Annotated in this window: 16 protein-coding genes; 7 read left to right on the top strand and 9 right to left on the bottom strand. The window is 59.3% G+C overall.

Going from position 1 to position 15,720, the window contains the following annotated elements; genetic code table 11:
• Nucleotides 1-73: 73 nt before the first annotated feature.
• On the bottom strand, nucleotides 74-628 hold the full coding sequence (locus OGR47_RS17625) for a sigma-70 family RNA polymerase sigma factor (protein ID WP_165054182.1): 555 nt from the start codon (nucleotides 626-628) through the stop codon (nucleotides 74-76).
• A complete protein-coding gene (locus tag OGR47_RS17620; protein ID WP_165054184.1) occupies nucleotides 625-864 on the bottom strand; it encodes a NepR family anti-sigma factor in 240 nt (79 codons plus the stop codon). The genes OGR47_RS17625 and OGR47_RS17620 overlap by 4 nt, the downstream gene beginning before the upstream one ends.
• Before the next feature lie 179 nt (nucleotides 865-1,043).
• Between OGR47_RS17620 and OGR47_RS17615 the strand changes: the two genes are divergently transcribed.
• The 6 genes from OGR47_RS17615 (at nucleotide 1,044) to OGR47_RS17590 (ending at nucleotide 6,577) form a co-directional block, all read left to right on the top strand.
• Nucleotides 1,044-1,832, top strand: coding sequence for a response regulator (locus tag OGR47_RS17615; protein ID WP_165054187.1), 789 nt, complete (start codon nucleotides 1,044-1,046; stop codon nucleotides 1,830-1,832).
• Nucleotides 1,833-1,919: 87 nt separating this feature from the next.
• Entirely contained in the window at nucleotides 1,920-2,456 is a 537-nt protein-coding gene (locus OGR47_RS17610; RefSeq protein WP_371824434.1) for a Dps family protein, read from the top strand.
• 104 nt (nucleotides 2,457-2,560) lie between these two features.
• Nucleotides 2,561-3,349 carry a hypothetical protein gene (locus OGR47_RS17605; protein ID WP_165054190.1) on the top strand — a complete coding sequence of 263 codons (789 nt, stop codon included), beginning with the start codon at nucleotides 2,561-2,563 and terminating at the stop codon, nucleotides 3,347-3,349.
• Between the two features lie 886 nt (nucleotides 3,350-4,235).
• A complete protein-coding gene (locus OGR47_RS17600; protein WP_165054193.1) occupies nucleotides 4,236-4,751 on the top strand; it encodes a hypothetical protein in 516 nt (171 codons plus the stop codon).
• Between the two features lie 373 nt (nucleotides 4,752-5,124).
• A complete protein-coding gene (locus OGR47_RS17595; protein WP_165054196.1) occupies nucleotides 5,125-5,784 on the top strand; it encodes a hypothetical protein in 660 nt (219 codons plus the stop codon).
• Nucleotides 5,785-5,848: 64 nt separating this feature from the next.
• Complete coding sequence (locus tag OGR47_RS17590) at nucleotides 5,849-6,577, top strand: DUF4339 domain-containing protein (RefSeq protein WP_165054199.1); 729 nt, start codon at nucleotides 5,849-5,851, stop codon at nucleotides 6,575-6,577.
• Nucleotides 6,578-6,632: 55 nt separating this feature from the next.
• Here OGR47_RS17590 and OGR47_RS17585 read toward each other — a convergent pair whose 3' ends face one another.
• The 7 genes from OGR47_RS17585 to OGR47_RS17555 form a co-directional block, all read right to left on the bottom strand.
• Nucleotides 6,633-7,073 (bottom strand): hypothetical protein, encoded by a 441-nt coding sequence (locus OGR47_RS17585; protein ID WP_165054201.1) that lies wholly within the window; start codon nucleotides 7,071-7,073, stop codon nucleotides 6,633-6,635.
• Nucleotides 7,074-7,192: 119 nt separating this feature from the next.
• Complete coding sequence (locus tag OGR47_RS17580; protein ID WP_165054204.1) at nucleotides 7,193-7,723, bottom strand: restriction endonuclease; 531 nt, start codon at nucleotides 7,721-7,723, stop codon at nucleotides 7,193-7,195.
• Between the two features lie 168 nt (nucleotides 7,724-7,891).
• Nucleotides 7,892-8,593, bottom strand: coding sequence for a TonB family protein (locus OGR47_RS17575; RefSeq protein WP_165054206.1), 702 nt, complete (start codon nucleotides 8,591-8,593; stop codon nucleotides 7,892-7,894).
• Between the two features lie 41 nt (nucleotides 8,594-8,634).
• The gene (locus OGR47_RS17570; RefSeq protein ID WP_165054209.1) at nucleotides 8,635-9,018 is read right to left on the bottom strand and encodes an ExbD/TolR family protein; all 384 of its coding nucleotides are present in this window, start codon (nucleotides 9,016-9,018) and stop codon (nucleotides 8,635-8,637) included.
• Entirely contained in the window at nucleotides 9,011-9,439 is a 429-nt protein-coding gene (exbB, locus tag OGR47_RS17565; RefSeq protein WP_165054212.1) for a TonB-system energizer ExbB, read from the bottom strand. The genes OGR47_RS17570 and exbB overlap by 8 nt, the downstream gene beginning before the upstream one ends.
• Nucleotides 9,440-9,482: 43 nt before the next feature.
• Nucleotides 9,483-11,228, bottom strand: coding sequence for a ShlB/FhaC/HecB family hemolysin secretion/activation protein (locus OGR47_RS17560; RefSeq protein ID WP_165054215.1), 1,746 nt, complete (start codon nucleotides 11,226-11,228; stop codon nucleotides 9,483-9,485).
• A 23-nt stretch (nucleotides 11,229-11,251) separates the two neighbouring features.
• The gene (locus OGR47_RS17555) at nucleotides 11,252-14,293 is read right to left on the bottom strand and encodes a filamentous hemagglutinin N-terminal domain-containing protein (RefSeq protein WP_165054218.1); all 3,042 of its coding nucleotides are present in this window, start codon (nucleotides 14,291-14,293) and stop codon (nucleotides 11,252-11,254) included.
• Between the two features lie 603 nt (nucleotides 14,294-14,896).
• Between OGR47_RS17555 and OGR47_RS17550 the strand changes: the two genes are divergently transcribed.
• Nucleotides 14,897-15,706 (top strand): molybdate ABC transporter substrate-binding protein, encoded by an 810-nt coding sequence (locus tag OGR47_RS17550; RefSeq protein ID WP_165054221.1) that lies wholly within the window; start codon nucleotides 14,897-14,899, stop codon nucleotides 15,704-15,706.
• Nucleotides 15,707-15,720: the final 14 nt, after the last annotated feature.

The raw sequence follows: 15,720 nt of genomic DNA, 5'->3' as shown, positions 1-15,720 counted from the left end.
CGATGCTGAAACTGGCGAGGTCTTCGCCGAGTTCCCTCGTTCCGCTTCTGCGCGCGAATTTTCTGAACCCGTTTCAGATCGCCTTCGTATTCTTTCGGGCGGCGATCCCCGTTATCATCGGATCGCAATCGATCTCATGGGCGCCGTTGAGCCCGAGATGTTCCGCGAGCTTGGCGCGGGCGCGATTGAGCCTGCTCTTCACTGTTCCGACGGCGATGTTGCAGACCTGGGCGGCTTCTTCGTAAGATAATTCGGTTATTCCGATCATGAGCAGGATTTCGCGATGCTCCGGCGCAAGCTTGTCCAGCGCCTTCTGCACATCCTGCATCGTGACGTTGGACTCCTGGCCCCCTTTGACGGGAATCTGCTCCGCCAAAACATTGTCGCTGTCCTGCACCTCGCGCGAGCGCTTGCGGTATTGCGAGAAATAGGTGTTGCGCAAAATCGTTACGAGCCATGCCCGGAAATTCGTGCCCGGCTCGAAACTGTCGGCGTGCGACCAGGCTTTCACAAGCGTATCCTGGACGAGGTCGTCCGCAACGCTATATGAGCCCGAGAGCGAGATGGCGAAGGCCCGTAAATATGGGATCTGCGCCACCATCTGCTCTCCAAAGGTCGCGTCGGTCATTTCTTCTCGCGCTGTTTGGCTTCGAGCTGGGCGAGCAGCACGACAAACTTGTCTGGGATCGGCTGGTGGATCAGGTCGTCGCAGAATGAGCGCAGCACACGCCCCAATTGCTCCTGGATATGTGGCTCAAGAAAGGCCGTTTCCACGCCGTCGACCTGGTCTGCGTCCATGCCCAGGTCCCCGGTATCGCGTGGCGCCAAGGTCTTTCTCTCCTCTTTTTCGTTGCCCTGCGTCATCTATAGTCCCGAAAGCGCTGGTTCAATCGGAGGGAGCCTCGACAGAGCGCCCTCGCTCCAGGCGCCTAGTTAGCCAACCCCGGGACGGCGCATTCGTTCCGGATGGAAGTTGTGGATTTCTAATTCGACGCGACATAATGCTCAACTGACAGCCTCTCACAAGACCGCAAGGTGTCGTCATGAACATCTCCCGCGAGATTGCTCCGCATCTTCCCTATCTGCGTCGCTTCGCTCGCGCGTTGTGCGGGTCGCAAAAAAGCGGCGACGCTTATGTTGTTGCGACGTTGGAAGCGCTCGTCGCGGATATCGACGCTTTCCCTTCCAAGATGTCGGCCAAGGTCGGGCTTTATCATCTCTTCATGAGGAGCTGGTCGTCGATCGCTCTGAATGTCGAGGACCGTCCAGACGACGAGATTTCCGCTGCACAGCGCAATGTCAGCCTTTTGACGCCTCGCTCGCGCCAGGCCTTTCTGCTCAAGACTGTCGAGGGATTCTCCACCGAGGACGTCGCCGACATCCTGTCGGTCACGCCAGAAGAAGTCGAAGCGCTAATTGCGCAGGCCGGGCGCGAAATTGCCGAGCGCGTCGCCACCGACGTGCTCATCATAGAGGATGAGGCGCTCATCGCGCAGGACATCGAATTCATCGCCCGCGATCTGGGACATCAAGTCATCGGCATCGCGCGCACCCATAAGGAAGCGCTCGAACTCGCGAAGGGTCACCGCCCCGGCCTGATCCTGGCGGATATTCAATTGGCCGACGGCAGTTCCGGGCTGAATGCGGTGAATGAATTGCTGCAGAACTTCGACTGCCCGGTGATTTTCATCACTGCCTTCCCCGAGCGATTATTGACGGGCGAGCGGCCTGAGCCGGCTTTCCTGATCAGCAAGCCTTACAAGGTTGATACGGTGAAGGCGACGATCAGCCAGGCGCTGTTCTTCGAGCGCAAGGCGTCCCGCGTCGCCTGACGACCGCAGAACGTTTCGACTGCCGGAACAATGAAGGCCGAGCGCGCGTTCGTCGCGTGACGCTGGAGGCGCTCGAAGGAGACCGCAATGACCATGAATATTGCCGAGAGCCGGGATACGGAGCGTGCGGCTCTCAATACGCCGAGCGACCTTTCGCCGGAGGCGACGGCCACGCTCGCGGACAGCATCAACCGGCTCGTGGCCGACGCCTATGTGCTTTACGTGAAGACCAAGAACTTCCACTGGCATGTCAGTGGGCCCAACTTTCGCGATTTCCACGAAATGCTGGATGAGCAGAGCGAACAGATATTGGAGTCGATCGATCCTTTGGCGGAGCGCGTGCGCAAGCTTGGCCAGCCGACGTTAAAATCCCTCACGCAGATTCTCCAGCTTGCGTCCTTGCGCGAGAATCAGAAGGATTTCGTCTCTCCCTACGAGATGCTGGTCGAGCTCATGAACGATAACATCTCCATCGCAAAATCTATGCGCGAAGCGCATGGCGTCTGCGACGACTGGGACGACGTCGCCACAGCGAGCCTGATCGAGCAATATCTCGACGAGACGGAAAAGCGGACCTGGTTCCTTTTCGAGGCGGCGCGGGCGGCCGACTCGGGCGGGCACTGAGCCCGGGCGATCCTCTCTTGCGGAAGCCCTGCGAAGCCGCATAAGTTTCCGGCGATTTGCGCATCCGGTCCCGGCTGCGCTGTGGCGGCGCTGGAAAGGGCAAGATGGCGTCCGAACCGGAAAAGCTTCTTGGTGCGGTGACGTCGCATTACGCGGCGGCGCGGGGCTTTCTGTCCCGCCTGTCGGCCTTTGTCGCGAAGGTCACCTTCAAGATCCCCAAGGGCGGCTCGCCGGGGGAGACGATCGATGAGCTCGGTAAGCGCTGGGCGCTCGACGAGGAAGAGCGGCTGACCCTCCACATTCTTGTCAGGAGCAAGCCGGGCCTCGCCTTCTTCGACGAGAAGATCCAGAGCATCAACCGCGCGGCTTTCCATCGCTCCGCCTTTGTGCTGAACGCGGCGACGCAGCTCTTCTTCGTCGACATCGGGGCGCAGCTCTATATTTCTGCTCCGCAGCTCAAGCTCGTGCTCGTCGTGGCAAATGTCCTGCTTGTGGCTGTTGCGCATTTTGAGATCAAGGCGCTTCTGAAAGCGCTCATCGCCGGGCCGAATGCGCTGCCGCCTAAGCGGCGTTTCTGGGGTCTGTTTTCAAATCCGGAATATAACAGGGCAGTGAAGAAGCATTCGCGCCATTACGCGCGCAGCGCCTGGAAAGAGAAATCGCTCTACCGGCCGGCCTATTTCCTGGACGCCGCGTCGATCTTTCTCGGCGCGCAATTCATCCTGGCTCCGGAGCGTGTCATCTTCCCGTTCGGCTTCATTCTCGGCAAGACGACCGGGCTCTTCACGACCCTCGTCATGATGTTCGACGTTTGGCGGGGCGTGCGCGCCGGGGAAGACGCGCGCATCGCGCGCGAGCGTGAGATCGCGGTCTATCGCGATCTCGATGTGTGACCTGTTCTCGGTGATCGCTTCGTTATCTCTCTGACGCATTCAGACGCAGCTTGCTTCGTTTTTCGGCGCCGGCATGCGCGTCTTATGCGCTTTCAATGCGTGCAAATCGCGCGCGTCGCTCGAGATCGATCAGACGATTGGAGCGGCTCGGGTTGCTCCAGCTAGCGCGTCTGTCCGATGCAAATGCAGAGACCGCAACAGTTTGCGAGCTTCGTAGCAGCGGCGCGGCCTTGCGGGCGCGCGCGTTTCCAGAGACGACCATGACGGGGTCGTCGGCCCCAACCTTGCGGACCATGGGCATTCTCCCTTGCGTCGCTTCGCGACGCTTTGTCATTGCGTGCTTATTTTGTGCCAGAAGGTTGAGGCATTTTCTGGGTAAAGCCGACGAAGGAAAAGAACCACTCGACGACGCATTTGATGGCGCCACCCTTATGAAGCTTGCGCATTCCGATTCTACTCATGGATGCAATCGACGGGTCCAGAGCGCTATAAAGCATCAGCAAAACAACCAGCAGCGCGATGTGAGAGCATGGGCGACGCCTTCTCAAAGGGTGCGTCAAAGTGGTGGATTGCAAGTCGAGCGCCCATCGCTCAAACGTAAAGAATGATCCGCCCTCAAATTTCCAACGCCATCATCCTGTCGATACTCTTCGCGTCGCTTGCGGCCGGAGCGACGCTGATGCTCATGGAAGTTCCGGTAATGCGTCGGGCCTATTCAGAGAAGCCCAAGCCGCATGGGACGATACTGCCCCCGCGTAGCGCCAGCTTGACCGTGGCGGGCCCATAGCAGCCTGCCGCTCACCCGCCGGCCCTTTCACTTAGAAAGGCGCGATTGCCGCACGAAGCGGGCGTTCTATCTGGGAGAAGCGAACAGCGGAGCAAGGCCATGACCAGCAAATCGGATTTCGCGCCTGTCGAATGGAAAAAGCTGGTCCAGGCGCCCTTGCTCGCGGGCTACGCAGTCAGCGCGGCGGACCCCAGCGGCTTTGTCGGTTTGCTTCAGGAGGCCTTCGCCGCTGCGCGCTCTCTTGCCCAGGCGAGAGAGCAGCCGGGCGACGAGCTGATAAAGGCGGTTGCGGATGAGCTTCTGACCCCGACCGGCCGCGCCGACGCGCGCGAAGGGGTGCGTACGGTTGCGCAGGGCGCAGCTCTCGATGAGATAAAGCATCGCGCGCTCGACTCCTTGAAAGAGACGGGGGCGATACTCGACGCAAAGGCCGGCGAGCACGCAAAGCCCTTCAAGGAATGGCTGGTCAAAATCGCGCGCCTGGTGGCGGAAGCGGGTCTCGAAGACACTTTCCTTGGCTTCGGGGGCATCAGGATGAGCGAAAAGGAGAAATCCACTCTGGCGGAAATTTCCTCCTTGCTGGGGGTGGACGCCGCCTCGCATGGCGCGGCATGAGCGCCCGCAGGCTATTTCTGCTCCTGGGCGCTTGCCGACCTTTGTGGCGTATGTAATTTTTGCAGAGTCATCTTGTGCCGGGCATTCTCCTCACATTTCGCCAGGGGAAGGAGACGGGACATGCGAGCAATCATTGCAACCACCGTTTTCAGCGCGGTTGCAATTGCTTTGCTAGTGGAGGTCATGACTGTGGCCGTGACGCTAGGCGCCATGCAGCATGTCGCCTCCTATCATTCTTGGATGACCCTGTAGAAAGACGCGCGCTTCGTCGCAGAAACAGGACCGCTTTTACCAAATCCGTTTAAAATCCGGGCCGACGACAGGCGCGGAGGGGGGACGGATGGCAGCGGGCATTTTTCCAAGAGTGAGTGCGATGGCGGCGGCGACGCTCCTCGTTGTTCCTGGCGCGCTGGCTCAGCAGCCTTGGCCGGAAGGATTTCTGTCGCGGGTCGAGATTCTCGCCCTCATTCAAACGCTGAACGCCTCTTTGCTCGCGAGCCGCAGCGCCACGACGACATTGGAGAAATGGTGCGCGGATCACAAAATGGCGGCTGAGTCCAAAATCATCGCAAAGCGGGTCTCCGGCGCGGATAAGCCGCCGAGCGAAGATACGCGGCGCCGTCTCAGCGCTGAAGCATCGGAGCCGATCAAATACCGACGCGTCCAACTGAGCTGCGGCTCCCATGTGTTGTCGGAGGCGGACAATTGGTATGTTCCCGGCCGGCTGTCCGAGGACATGAACAAAACGCTCGAGACGACGCAGACGCCCTTCGGGAAGGCCGTGGCGCCATTGCAACCTTTCCGCCGCACGATCGACATGAAAATGCGCTGGTCGCCTTTGCCCGATGGCTGGGAATTGACGCCGCAGAGCGCCCCATCAGGGGAGGGCGCACTGCCGCTGCCTCACGATATTTTCGAGCACACAGCGATCCTATACGGGCAGGATCAGAAGCCCTTCTCCGAGGTCCACGAAACCTACACGAGCGGAATTTTGGATTTTGCGCCGCCCGCCAACGTTACGCCAAAAGATTAGCCGCATTTATCTTTAATCTTGGCCGTCATCACCGAAAGCGATAAAACGACGGCGAGGCGGCGCAATGGCGGACATATGGTTTTACGCGGAGGGCGGCGAAACTTTCGGGCCTGTCGGCGCAGGGGAAATTGCGGAACGCCTTGGCAAGGCCAAACGGCAACAGCTTCTCGTGTGGGCGCCCGGCATGTCCGAATGGACCGACGCCCGCAGCCTCCCGCAATTCGCCGTCAGCACGCCGGGAGCCGCGCAGGGTCGAGGCAAGACTCTCGCCGGCCGCGTGAGCGCCGCGTGGCGAGCCAGCCACGAGCTGATCTCCTATCTGGCCGTATCCGGCTATCTGCTGGTCTGGTTCTGCGCCATCTTAGTTTACAAGGCGGCTATTTTGCGCGGCGTGGGCGTGGAGTTCGCGCCCTTCGGCCTCGCCGCGGCAAAGGCGTTGATCCTCGGCAAGTTCATCGCGGCGCCGAACACGGCCAAGCGCGGCGAGCGCCAAGAAAACGGTGAGACGCTCCTCATTCCGACGGCGAAAAAAGCGCTGCTTTTCGCGATCGCGCTCTTCCTCTTGTCCGTCGTAGAGGCACTTGTCGTCGGCTATTTTCATGGTCGCGGCGTAAAAGAAATTGGCGGAGGGGCGGTGACACAGGCCGCCGCGACCGCCGTGCTGATGTTTCTGGCGCTGCTGCCCTATCTTGCCTTCCGGCGCTTCGCGCAGGAGTTCGGCGAGAAGCTTCCCGAGCTTCTCTTTTCACGCCGGGCATTCGGGCGTCGCGCCGAACGCCCCGACTCGATTTGACGGCGGGGCGTTTCCTTCTGACTAAGAGCGCTCTTGCTCTTGCGTCAGGCGTCGCTCAAAGCGGGCCCAGGCCCAAGCCGAACAAGCCGCCGCCGGGAGCGCCGAGGCCAAACAGGCCGTTGCCGCCATAGCCATAATATCCCGGCGACGCGCAGCCGGGGTACGCGGCGGATCCATAGACTCCTGCGGGGTATCCGGCGCCATAAACTGCGGCGGCGCGATATGCGGATCCATAAGCTCTAGGCGCATTCGCCGGATTCCACCCGGCATAGAGGCCGTAGCGGTAGCGCGGCCAGCCATAGTGCCAGCCCATATGCCAGTGATGATGCCGATGCTGATATGGCCGCCAGTCGACCTGTTCCACGGGCTGCGAGAAGCTGATCGCGGCTTTGCTGGTGACGCTCATGACGCCGGCAAACGACGGCGTTGGCGCGGCAGAAACAACAGCGGTGGCGCAAAGGGCCGCCATAAGGTTCTGTGATCGCGAGCCAAACATTTAGGCCTCCTACACTCGGTATGAGACCCGCCAGTTAGTTCGTAAAAGGCGTCCGTCGAGTGGCGCGTTTATTAATTTATCGCCAGCTGTGTGATTGCCTGGGTTTCCATAGCTTATTTCTATCCGGCCAGAAGCCTGTCAATCCTCGGGAGATCCGTATGGTGGAGCAGCAGCACCTGATTCGAAGCTGCCAGCTTCAGCGCTGAGGGCGTGTAACCATTGGTCGTGACGACAACGCCTCTTTGAGCGTTTTGGTGAGCGATGCCGGCGACAATCTCTTGCACTGCTCGGTTGCCGACGGGCTTTGCGTATTTCTTGCATTGGACAACGATGCGCATGCCGCGCTTGTCGGCCACGATGTCCACGCCTTGATCGCCGCTAAATTGCGTGACGCGAGCATCCCATTTCCACTCGCGAAGAACGCAGGCGCAGTAGTGTTCGAATTCCTCCGGGCTCATGTTGTCGTGGAACTTCGCCCCGGTGATCTCTTCATAAGCAAGCACGGCGAGATGGAGCGCGCCGACATATGCAAGCCCCATGAAGGCGGCGCCGAGGGCGCCAGGCCAGAAGAAGCCCGCCAGAAGAGTAAATAAGGCGATCCAAGGGACGCAACCCCTTGCGCGCTTATCCGGCTCGCGGCGATGCGCCATAGTTCCCTTTCTGATCCCTGGCCCGGAAGCTCGGGCCTCGAAAATACGCTGCTTCCAAGAGATCAGACAGAAATCAACTTATTAATTTCTCGTAAAAAAGACGCTCACGGCAGAGGTTCGCAATTCCTTTCAGCGTTCTTTTCCACCTCGGATTTTGGGGAGATCATATCAACGCTTGCGTCCGTAAGTGACCGCCATAGTGACGGTCATATCCCTCGGGGGCGCGACAAATGGGGCGCAAGCGCGAACAGTGTCGAGCGCGCTCATATCGAGCTCCGTCTGTCCACTGCTGGCGACGATTTTCAACGAAGCTGGATGCATGGCCCCATCCTCCAAAATCCTGAATGAAACAGTCGTCACGCCTTGCAGGCCGGAATGCCGGGCTTCCTTGGGATAGATGAGTTTCGCCTGAATCTTTTTCGACAGGCTGTGGATATAGGCTTTCAGCGCATTCCCCTGCTCGTCGGTGCGGCGTTGGATGACTTGCGCCCTTTGCTCGTTTTCGCGCCCGTCGACGTCGCGCCCGGTTTGCTGAGCGGAAGCAGCGGCTTTGGCTCCTTCGTTTCCCTCCTTCTTTATCCTCTCCGGAAAGGCATCATCGTCCGTGGCGGTCTTCTCTGATTGCTGGCGCTGCTCTTCCTGCTTGGCGTTCTGCGCGTCGACTGCGCCGCCTGCGCCGGAATTCTGCTGCTTATTTTTCTCTTCAGCCTGGACGTCGGAGTCGACGCCCTGGAATTCGACGACCAATGTGTCGTCGATGTCGGAGGTCGACGATTGAACGGCGCCCCAGAGTATGAACAAAGCCAAAGAATGAAGCGCAAGCGATCCTGCGATTCCATGGTAGAGGTTGAACTGCGGATTGTTTGTCATTTTCTGAGCTTGTGACAATAAGGAACAGATAGATTGTCGTATTATTTGGAGGCTCTCTCGGTCTGGATCCCGACCTTGGTTATTTTCAGCCGTTTGAGAACATCGGCGACATCGACGAAGCTCTGGAATTTTGATCCGCGGTCGGCGCGCACAAGAACGGGCGTCTGACTCGGCCTCTCGACGAGACGCGTTTCAAGAGCCGTGATCGAGACAGCTTCTCCTTCGAAATATATTTCGCCGCCGGCAGCGATCTCGATAATGGCTTCCTTGTGCTTTTCGTAGTCGGGCTTTGATGCCTGAGGCAAAGAGACAGGAATTCGGCCGGCTGATATGAAGGACGCGGTGGTCAGGACGATCGTCAAAAGCACGAGCATGATGTCGACCAACGGCACTACATTGATCGACTCGAATGGCTTGTCATCCATTGGCGATTTCCCACTCGATGGTTAGAACTTTGACGCGACGCAGAAGCCAATTATAGAGCGTGACGGCGATGAGTGCGACGACGAGCCCAGCCGCAGTCGCCTTCAGCGCAAGCCCGAGACTCGCCATGATTTTATTGGCGTCGGCCGACCCGTCGAGCCCCATGCTGTAGAAGGTCGCCATGATCCCGAGAACTGTCCCCAGAAGTCCGACATAGGGCGCATTCGCGGCGACGAGCCCAACGATGTGCAGCCGCCGCGTCAGCGCCAGCTCCAGCGCCTTTACGTTGCGGAAAGTCTCGAGGCGGACTGCTCGATAATAGAAGGCCCGTTCCAGCGCGATGGCGACGATTGTCACGCTCAGCGTGGCGAGCAAACCCAAGACGCCGAAATCTACGAGTTTCGAGATCGTTTCGATGTCCATTTTGATCCAGTCATGCGGTTGAAAATGTGTTGGCTGAGGTGTTTCAGAAGGTCACGCCAACTTGAAACAATCCTTTTGTGTATTTGTTGTAGGCGGGGGCTATCTGGCTCCAGCCAAGCGAATGCGCGACCTGCGCCTTCAGAAAGACAGAACGCAGGGGCGACACGTCGTCAAAACTCGGCAAATCATATGAGCCATAATAGCCCGCCCCGACGTCGCTCAAAGGCGAGAAGGCCTTCTGAGTGATTGTGTAGGAAGGGTGCTCTAGCCATACGGCCCCGATATCGGAGAATGCTCCGACCGAATGTTGGTAACCCTCGATCGTCGGCAATGCGTATCTGACCTCGGGTGTGGTCACAAAGCCGCTGTCTCCGGCCATGCCTTCGTCGAAGGATCTGACGCCGAAATAGCCGGTCAAGCTGAGCCTCTCGCTCGAGTCGAGATTGCGGCCGATGGCTTTTTGTGCCCGAAACGCAAGAGACGCTGAAACAAGCGGCGTTATCGCCAGCGTGCCGTTGATGCTTAGATTTATTCGTCCATAGCTTCCCGCCGTGCCGATGCCGGCCTGGTTGGCGCGACGCTCCTCGGTGTTGGGAAAACGCACAAATCCGAAAGAGCCCGAAAGAGACGTATTGGTCACATAGGGCAAGTCGAGAAAGGAGCCGAACATGTCATGATTGACGCCGATCGTCCCGACCTCGATATACCGATAGGCGGTCGAGACGCCTAGCACCTTGTCGTTGAGATATTTGTGCGTGAAGTTGGAAAAGAGATAGATACTCTCGTCGCGTTGGCGCTTGAGCGGATAAACGAGATTCGCCGCGACGCCATTCGCCTCGCCCCAGGCGTGCGCGTTGTTGTAAACGCCGCCGAGCTTATAGACTGTCTCGAACACGCTGACCTCGCCGCGAAGGCCGCCATAGGCGGGCGGCGGCGCATAGGCCAACCGCCCGTTCACCAGTCCTCCGTGTTCCGATACGATGCCGAAAGCCGACAATCTGTCGCCATAGCCGGTTGGCGAATTCAGCGTTACCGCGCCGCTGGTCCGGATTCGTCCTGTGTAGGGAGAACCGTAATTATCGCCCAGAAGGTAGCCTTCGATCCTTCGGTCTTCCGGCGGACTGAAGACGAAGTCGGATGTTTCCGGCATTTGTCCCGGCGCAATCGAAATCCGTGGCGCGCCGGCGCCGGGGAGGTCGGCGTTTAGCAGCATCGCCCGTTCAAGCTCATCCTTACGGATGAAAGGCGAGCCCGCAAGCGCGCGGTCGATCACATTTTGCAGATAGTCGGTTCGCACCAGAGAATTATTATCGACCTTGACCGCGCCGTAGCGGCCGGGGATCACTTTCAGTTTCAGTTGGCCATTGCGCGCGTCCTGCTCCGGCACATAGGTCTTTGCGACGATGTAACCCTTGGCGCGGTAGAGATTGGTGATTTTGTCCGCGGCTTCGTAAATCTGGCCAAGCGTCAATTTCCGATTTTCGTAGCGCTCCAGCGCATCACGAATGTTCTCCGCGCCCACCAGATCGGGGCCGTCGAGCGTAATGCGCCGAATAAAAATCGTTGCGCCGTCCCGCATGGTGAAACGCGGCTCGGCGGTCTCGGGCGTTTCAACGTCCGGCCGACGGGGCGGCGGGGCCTCGCGCCGCGCGGATTCGGCCGAGCGCACGGCGTCGCCGAGCGTATAGGGGATGAAGGGGCCGGCCTCCTGCGCATGTGCGGCCGAGAGGGAGCCAAAGGCGGGCTGGAGTGCGCCAAAGGCGCTTGCAAGCTGAAGAACTCTTCTCATTTTCTCGATACGCCTGATGGAAATTAACGCTGGTGCGCGGGTTTGTTCGGGGCGCCGGGGGCGCGGTCCTGAAGATTGAACCGCTTGCCGTCGACTTCGATGCTCTGGATGGCCGCGCCGTAATCGGCGTTCTTGGGCTTCGATGAGGCCGGTTTCGCGCCCGATTGCGGACCTGCCTGTCGATGCGTCCGGGCGTCTTCCAGGGCGGCGGATCCACGAGAGGCGGCTCTCGCGCCATTGCCGAGCGAAGAGACCCTCGCGGGGGCGCGGGACGTCGATTGCGACGGCGCCTCGCGCGGCGATTCCTTGATGTCGATATGGCTGTCCAATGCCGGAGACGCCATTGACGTGACTGCGGCAACCCCGGCGGCGGCCATCCCGGGGGATGGGGGCGAGGCCGCCTGCTGTTGCGTATTCGTCGTCGAGATGACGGTTCCGAGCTGCTCGGCGCCGAGCGCAACCTGCGTCGAGATGGTCGGAGAGCCCGGCGTTGCAATCGCCCAGGGCGGCGCGGAATTGGGATCGCCGAGCCCGGTGACGCCGGAAGGCGGGTGGAACACGGGGAGTCCTCCGAAGCCAGAGGTCTGCCCGGTGGCGGCGATATCCCAACTATTGCCGCTGAAAGTCGCGACTCCCCCCGCGTTGCCGATCAAACCGCCGGCTCCGTAGGGCACGACATCTACGCCGGACGTGACCTGCCCCGCAGCGTAATTGTCGGTAATAGAGCCGGCGTATGCAACTCCAACGAGCCCGCCGATGTCTATGACCCGTCCGTCGTTGTAGATATTGGACAGCGAAACCGATCTGGTGATGACGCCGCCGGTCTCGTCCAAGGCGAAATCATTTATGCCGACGAGTCCGCCTACGGCGCTGATAGGGTAGAAATACCCCGCAATACTATTCAGAGTAATATCGACTTTTGCGAAGTCGTCGCTAATAACGCCGCCCCAGTTGTACCCGACCAGCCCCCCGATAGAGGTAGGGTTGTCAAGGCCGAGCGGGTATTGCCAGGTTGCGTTTATCCAGCCGGTTGCCGACGAGTTTTTGATTTCGCCGCCCGGCAACCCAAAACCGATGTTGACGTTGTGTCCGACGAGCCCGCCGATGTGCTGGGCGTTATAAGTTGTCATCGCGACATTGGCGCGCGAATCCGAGATGGCGCCAGCGTTGAAGCCAACGAGGCCGCCCGCAGTTCCTGCATTCGCCCACCCCCCGAAAGTGGTCGAAGGTGAGCCAGCGAAGAGAGGTCCGTTCGCGAACGAATTACTGATGCTGGCAAACATGCCATTGTTGGCGGCCAAACCGCCGACAGTAGCCCTCCCCGAGACGGAAATATCCGTGCCAGAATTGATGATCGAACCGTAGTTCCCGGCAACCAGTCCGCCGACGTTGAGATAACCCGAAACATAGCCGCCGTAGGCGTAGGAATTGCTGATCAGGCCCTGGTTCGTAACGACGAGAGCGGCCGCAGCGCCGACGGCTTCTGGGAATGCTTGACCAACTAGGATATTCGTATTGAGGAGCGTCAGATCGCGAATCACGGCCGTGTCAGTGGCTGTCCCGATGAAAGCAAGGTCTTTTTCGCGGCTATCATCGGCGATTGTCAGATTGCGAATCGAATGGCCCATCCCGGCAAGCGTGCCGCTCAGCGTGTAAATCACAGGCCCGCCGAAAACTCTGCTTCCCGCGTCGATGTCGCTGTTGAGCGCGTAGAACCCTGACGCAATGGCGTCCGGATTATCCGCCAAGACCGCCAGCTCGGCTATTGTATTGATCAACTGGTATGATTGCCCGTTGATTGTCAGCCCGGCGTTCGGCCCGGTGAGCGAAATGGCGCTGGCGGCGTTTTTGAAAACATAATCTCCGCCAAATTGCAGCGCGAGATTTGCGGAATCTCCCGTGGCCGTGAGCGACGAGGCGATGTCGATGTTTCGCGCCGCATCGAGCGTCAGATTTGTCGAGGCAGACCATGCGACGGCGTCAGAGACGCTGATGTCTCCCTCACTTTCCGCGCCGACCGAACGGATCGTAACATTGTTGACCCCCAACAGGCTCGCCAACTGCGCGCCGCCGATGTCGCCATTCTGTCCGATCGCGAACCCATACGATTTGATGATCCAATCCCCGGGCCGGCCCGATGGCGCGCTCGTCGTGACGTCGGCGTCTGGCGCAATCGTTACTTTGCTGCCCTTGGTGACGATCTTTCCGCCATTGCCGCCCTGTGGCGCCGAGGCGTCCAGGCGACCGCCGACGCGAACCTTTCCGCCGATTGCGGCAAGCTTGATGACGCCGGTTCGCGACGGACCGCCCATGAGGCCCGCCATCGTGCGGGCCTGAATCACTCCGGTGTTGTTGACCTGCGCGGAGAGCAGGGCGTCCGCGGCGCGCGCGGTGAGCACGACCCGCCCGCCATCGGCTTTGATGGCGCCCTTGTTTTCGACAAGCGCGTTCAACGTCCCTTTGTTGACTGTGACGTCCACAAGCGAATTGCCGCCAAAATTGAGGGTGATGTTATCGCCTGCAGCGAGCGCCACTGTTCCTAACGTCGCCTCGATCACACCCTCGTTCGAGACGTTGTTTCCAAGCAGCGCGACATAACCGCCGGGGTTGGCCGTGATCGTCCCCTGATTGACGACCGACCCTGTCGAGCTACCGGAGAAGACATATTTGCCTGCGTTGAAATCGGCGTTGGAAATGTCGAGCGTCGAGGCGACGAGTCCGCCGACATTGACCTGTGCGCCCTTCGAGAAAAGAATTCCCGCGGAATTGACGAGGAAGACCTGGCCGTTGGCGTACATTGCGCCTTCGATGACGCTTTTCTCGTTGCCCACCACACGATTGAGAATTGTCGAATAGGGCGTGGGCTGATTGAAATTGACGATCTCGCCGGGCGCGATCGAGAAGCTGCGCCAATTGACGATGGCGGCGAGCGTGTACTGATTGATGGTCATCAGATTGCCGGCAGAGGCAATACCGACCTGCCCTGATACGACTTGCCCGTCGAGAGGATTGGCAAGAGCGGCGTAGGGAGCCGTCGCCAGCGCGCATGCCGCGGCCGTCGACAAAAGCAATCGTCTCCGACGCCGCACTGATAGAGGCGCTCCTCCAATCGAAGGAGCCCGGGTCGTCTGAATGGCCGCGGATGGAGCGGCAACGGAACGCGTCATCTGAAACTCCAAATGACAAAACAACAGCTTAGCGGCTGACAATCGCTATAACTAGAATATATAGCGACAGTAATGTTTTCTGCAAAGCCTATAATTTTTGCGGCCAAGATCGCGCCGTACGCAGTTATCGCACAATTTTCGATCTTGATCATTGCCGTGCGTTATATAATGTTGATGTACAAATGTGGGCAGGGCGCGACGGCGGCGTGCGCATTATTGATGCGAGACGAGAGCGCGCGGTTAAGGGGGCTGTGAGATGAGTACAGAGTAGCAAAACCAATGGGATAGGCTTGTCCTGCTGGGAGCTAGGATGCCGCTTATACGGCTGCCAACTCCCCGGGGGCGCCATTCCTTTGCCCTCAACACTTTACGGTTTCAGCCATCAACAAGCGCCCACGTTGTCCGAGGTGGTCGCTTGTTGTGACGGACGACCGCGTCCGTCAATCGTAGCTCGATGCTGACGTCGAGTAAGTTAGTCCTGGAAATTTGAGGGATATGTTGATGCGGAAAGAAAAACTCAAACACCTTGCTATCGGCCTCGTGGCTTTCACGTTATCCTGCGTGAACGCCAAAGCAGCCACGACGATTACAGTGGCGGTGACGCCGACGGCCGCAGCTGCGATCGTTGACCTTGTCGCGGATTTCGTGAATGCAAATCCGACATATGACGTCGCAGTCGTCGGCTCCTCGGACAGTCTTTCGAAGGACGCTATCGTCGCCGGCGGCGCTACGGGTCCATATGATCTGTTGTTGGCTCAGTCCTATCTTGTTCCTGCGGACTTGAAATATTTTTACCCCGGCCTCGTTTCTGGGGATCTATTTCCCTTCGCGAAGGATACGCTCGTCCTTTATTCGACGACCGTAGATATCAGCGGCGGCATCCCTCTCCAACTGCAGGCTTTCTCCGTGCCGGACCCCGCCACTCTGGATCCTTATGGCGTGGCGGCGGTTCAAGCTATGCGAGCCGAATATCTTTATGCGCTGGCCAAGAGTCTGCCGGTAAAAACAGCTGACGCCAGCGGCTCTTATGCGCAAGTCGCATATCTGGGAACGGCTTACGGCTTCACCGGAAAATCGCAAATCTGCACCGCTGTTACGGGCGTCGAACAATATGAAGCGGGAAGCTTTCATCGCGAATATGTGCTTGGGCAAAACTACGTGACCGACATCGTCCTCGCCGGCGTAAAACTTGCCCGCTCGCGCACCGCTGCTCAGGAAACCGCACTGACGGCCTTCGTGAATTTCCTCACCAGCGCGAAGGCGACGGCACTGCAGCACCATTGCTACAAATTGCCGAGCGCCGTCCCGTAGGAAGCGCCCAGGGC

Source organism: Methylocystis sp. MJC1 (assembly GCF_026427715.1).
Lineage (GTDB): Bacteria > Pseudomonadota > Alphaproteobacteria > Rhizobiales > Beijerinckiaceae > Methylocystis.
Note: the sequence above shows the minus strand (reverse complement) of the source record. Positions and strands in the feature narration are given on the sequence as shown.

Bases quoted from the DNA above. Each gene is read 5' to 3' on its own strand.
- OGR47_RS17625 (WP_165054182.1), bottom strand. From the start codon at position 628: ATGACCGACGCGACCTTTGGAGAGCAGATGGTGGCGCAGATCCCATAT.
- OGR47_RS17620 (WP_165054184.1), bottom strand. From the start codon at position 864: ATGACGCAGGGCAACGAAAAAGAGGAGAGAAAGACCTTGGCGCCACGC.
- OGR47_RS17615 (WP_165054187.1), top strand. From the start codon at position 1,044: ATGAACATCTCCCGCGAGATTGCTCCGCATCTTCCCTATCTGCGTCGC.
- OGR47_RS17610 (WP_371824434.1), top strand. From the start codon at position 1,920: ATGACCATGAATATTGCCGAGAGCCGGGATACGGAGCGTGCGGCTCTC.
- OGR47_RS17605 (WP_165054190.1), top strand. From the start codon at position 2,561: ATGGCGTCCGAACCGGAAAAGCTTCTTGGTGCGGTGACGTCGCATTAC.
- OGR47_RS17600 (WP_165054193.1), top strand. From the start codon at position 4,236: ATGACCAGCAAATCGGATTTCGCGCCTGTCGAATGGAAAAAGCTGGTC.
- OGR47_RS17595 (WP_165054196.1), top strand. From the start codon at position 5,125: ATGGCGGCGGCGACGCTCCTCGTTGTTCCTGGCGCGCTGGCTCAGCAG.
- OGR47_RS17590 (WP_165054199.1), top strand. From the start codon at position 5,849: ATGGCGGACATATGGTTTTACGCGGAGGGCGGCGAAACTTTCGGGCCT.
- OGR47_RS17585 (WP_165054201.1), bottom strand. From the start codon at position 7,073: ATGTTTGGCTCGCGATCACAGAACCTTATGGCGGCCCTTTGCGCCACC.
- OGR47_RS17580 (WP_165054204.1), bottom strand. From the start codon at position 7,723: ATGGCGCATCGCCGCGAGCCGGATAAGCGCGCAAGGGGTTGCGTCCCT.
- OGR47_RS17575 (WP_165054206.1), bottom strand. From the start codon at position 8,593: ATGACAAACAATCCGCAGTTCAACCTCTACCATGGAATCGCAGGATCG.
- OGR47_RS17570 (WP_165054209.1), bottom strand. From the start codon at position 9,018: ATGGATGACAAGCCATTCGAGTCGATCAATGTAGTGCCGTTGGTCGAC.
- exbB (WP_165054212.1), bottom strand. From the start codon at position 9,439: ATGGACATCGAAACGATCTCGAAACTCGTAGATTTCGGCGTCTTGGGT.
- OGR47_RS17560 (WP_165054215.1), bottom strand. From the start codon at position 11,228: ATGAGAAGAGTTCTTCAGCTTGCAAGCGCCTTTGGCGCACTCCAGCCC.
- OGR47_RS17550 (WP_165054221.1), top strand. From the start codon at position 14,897: ATGCGGAAAGAAAAACTCAAACACCTTGCTATCGGCCTCGTGGCTTTC.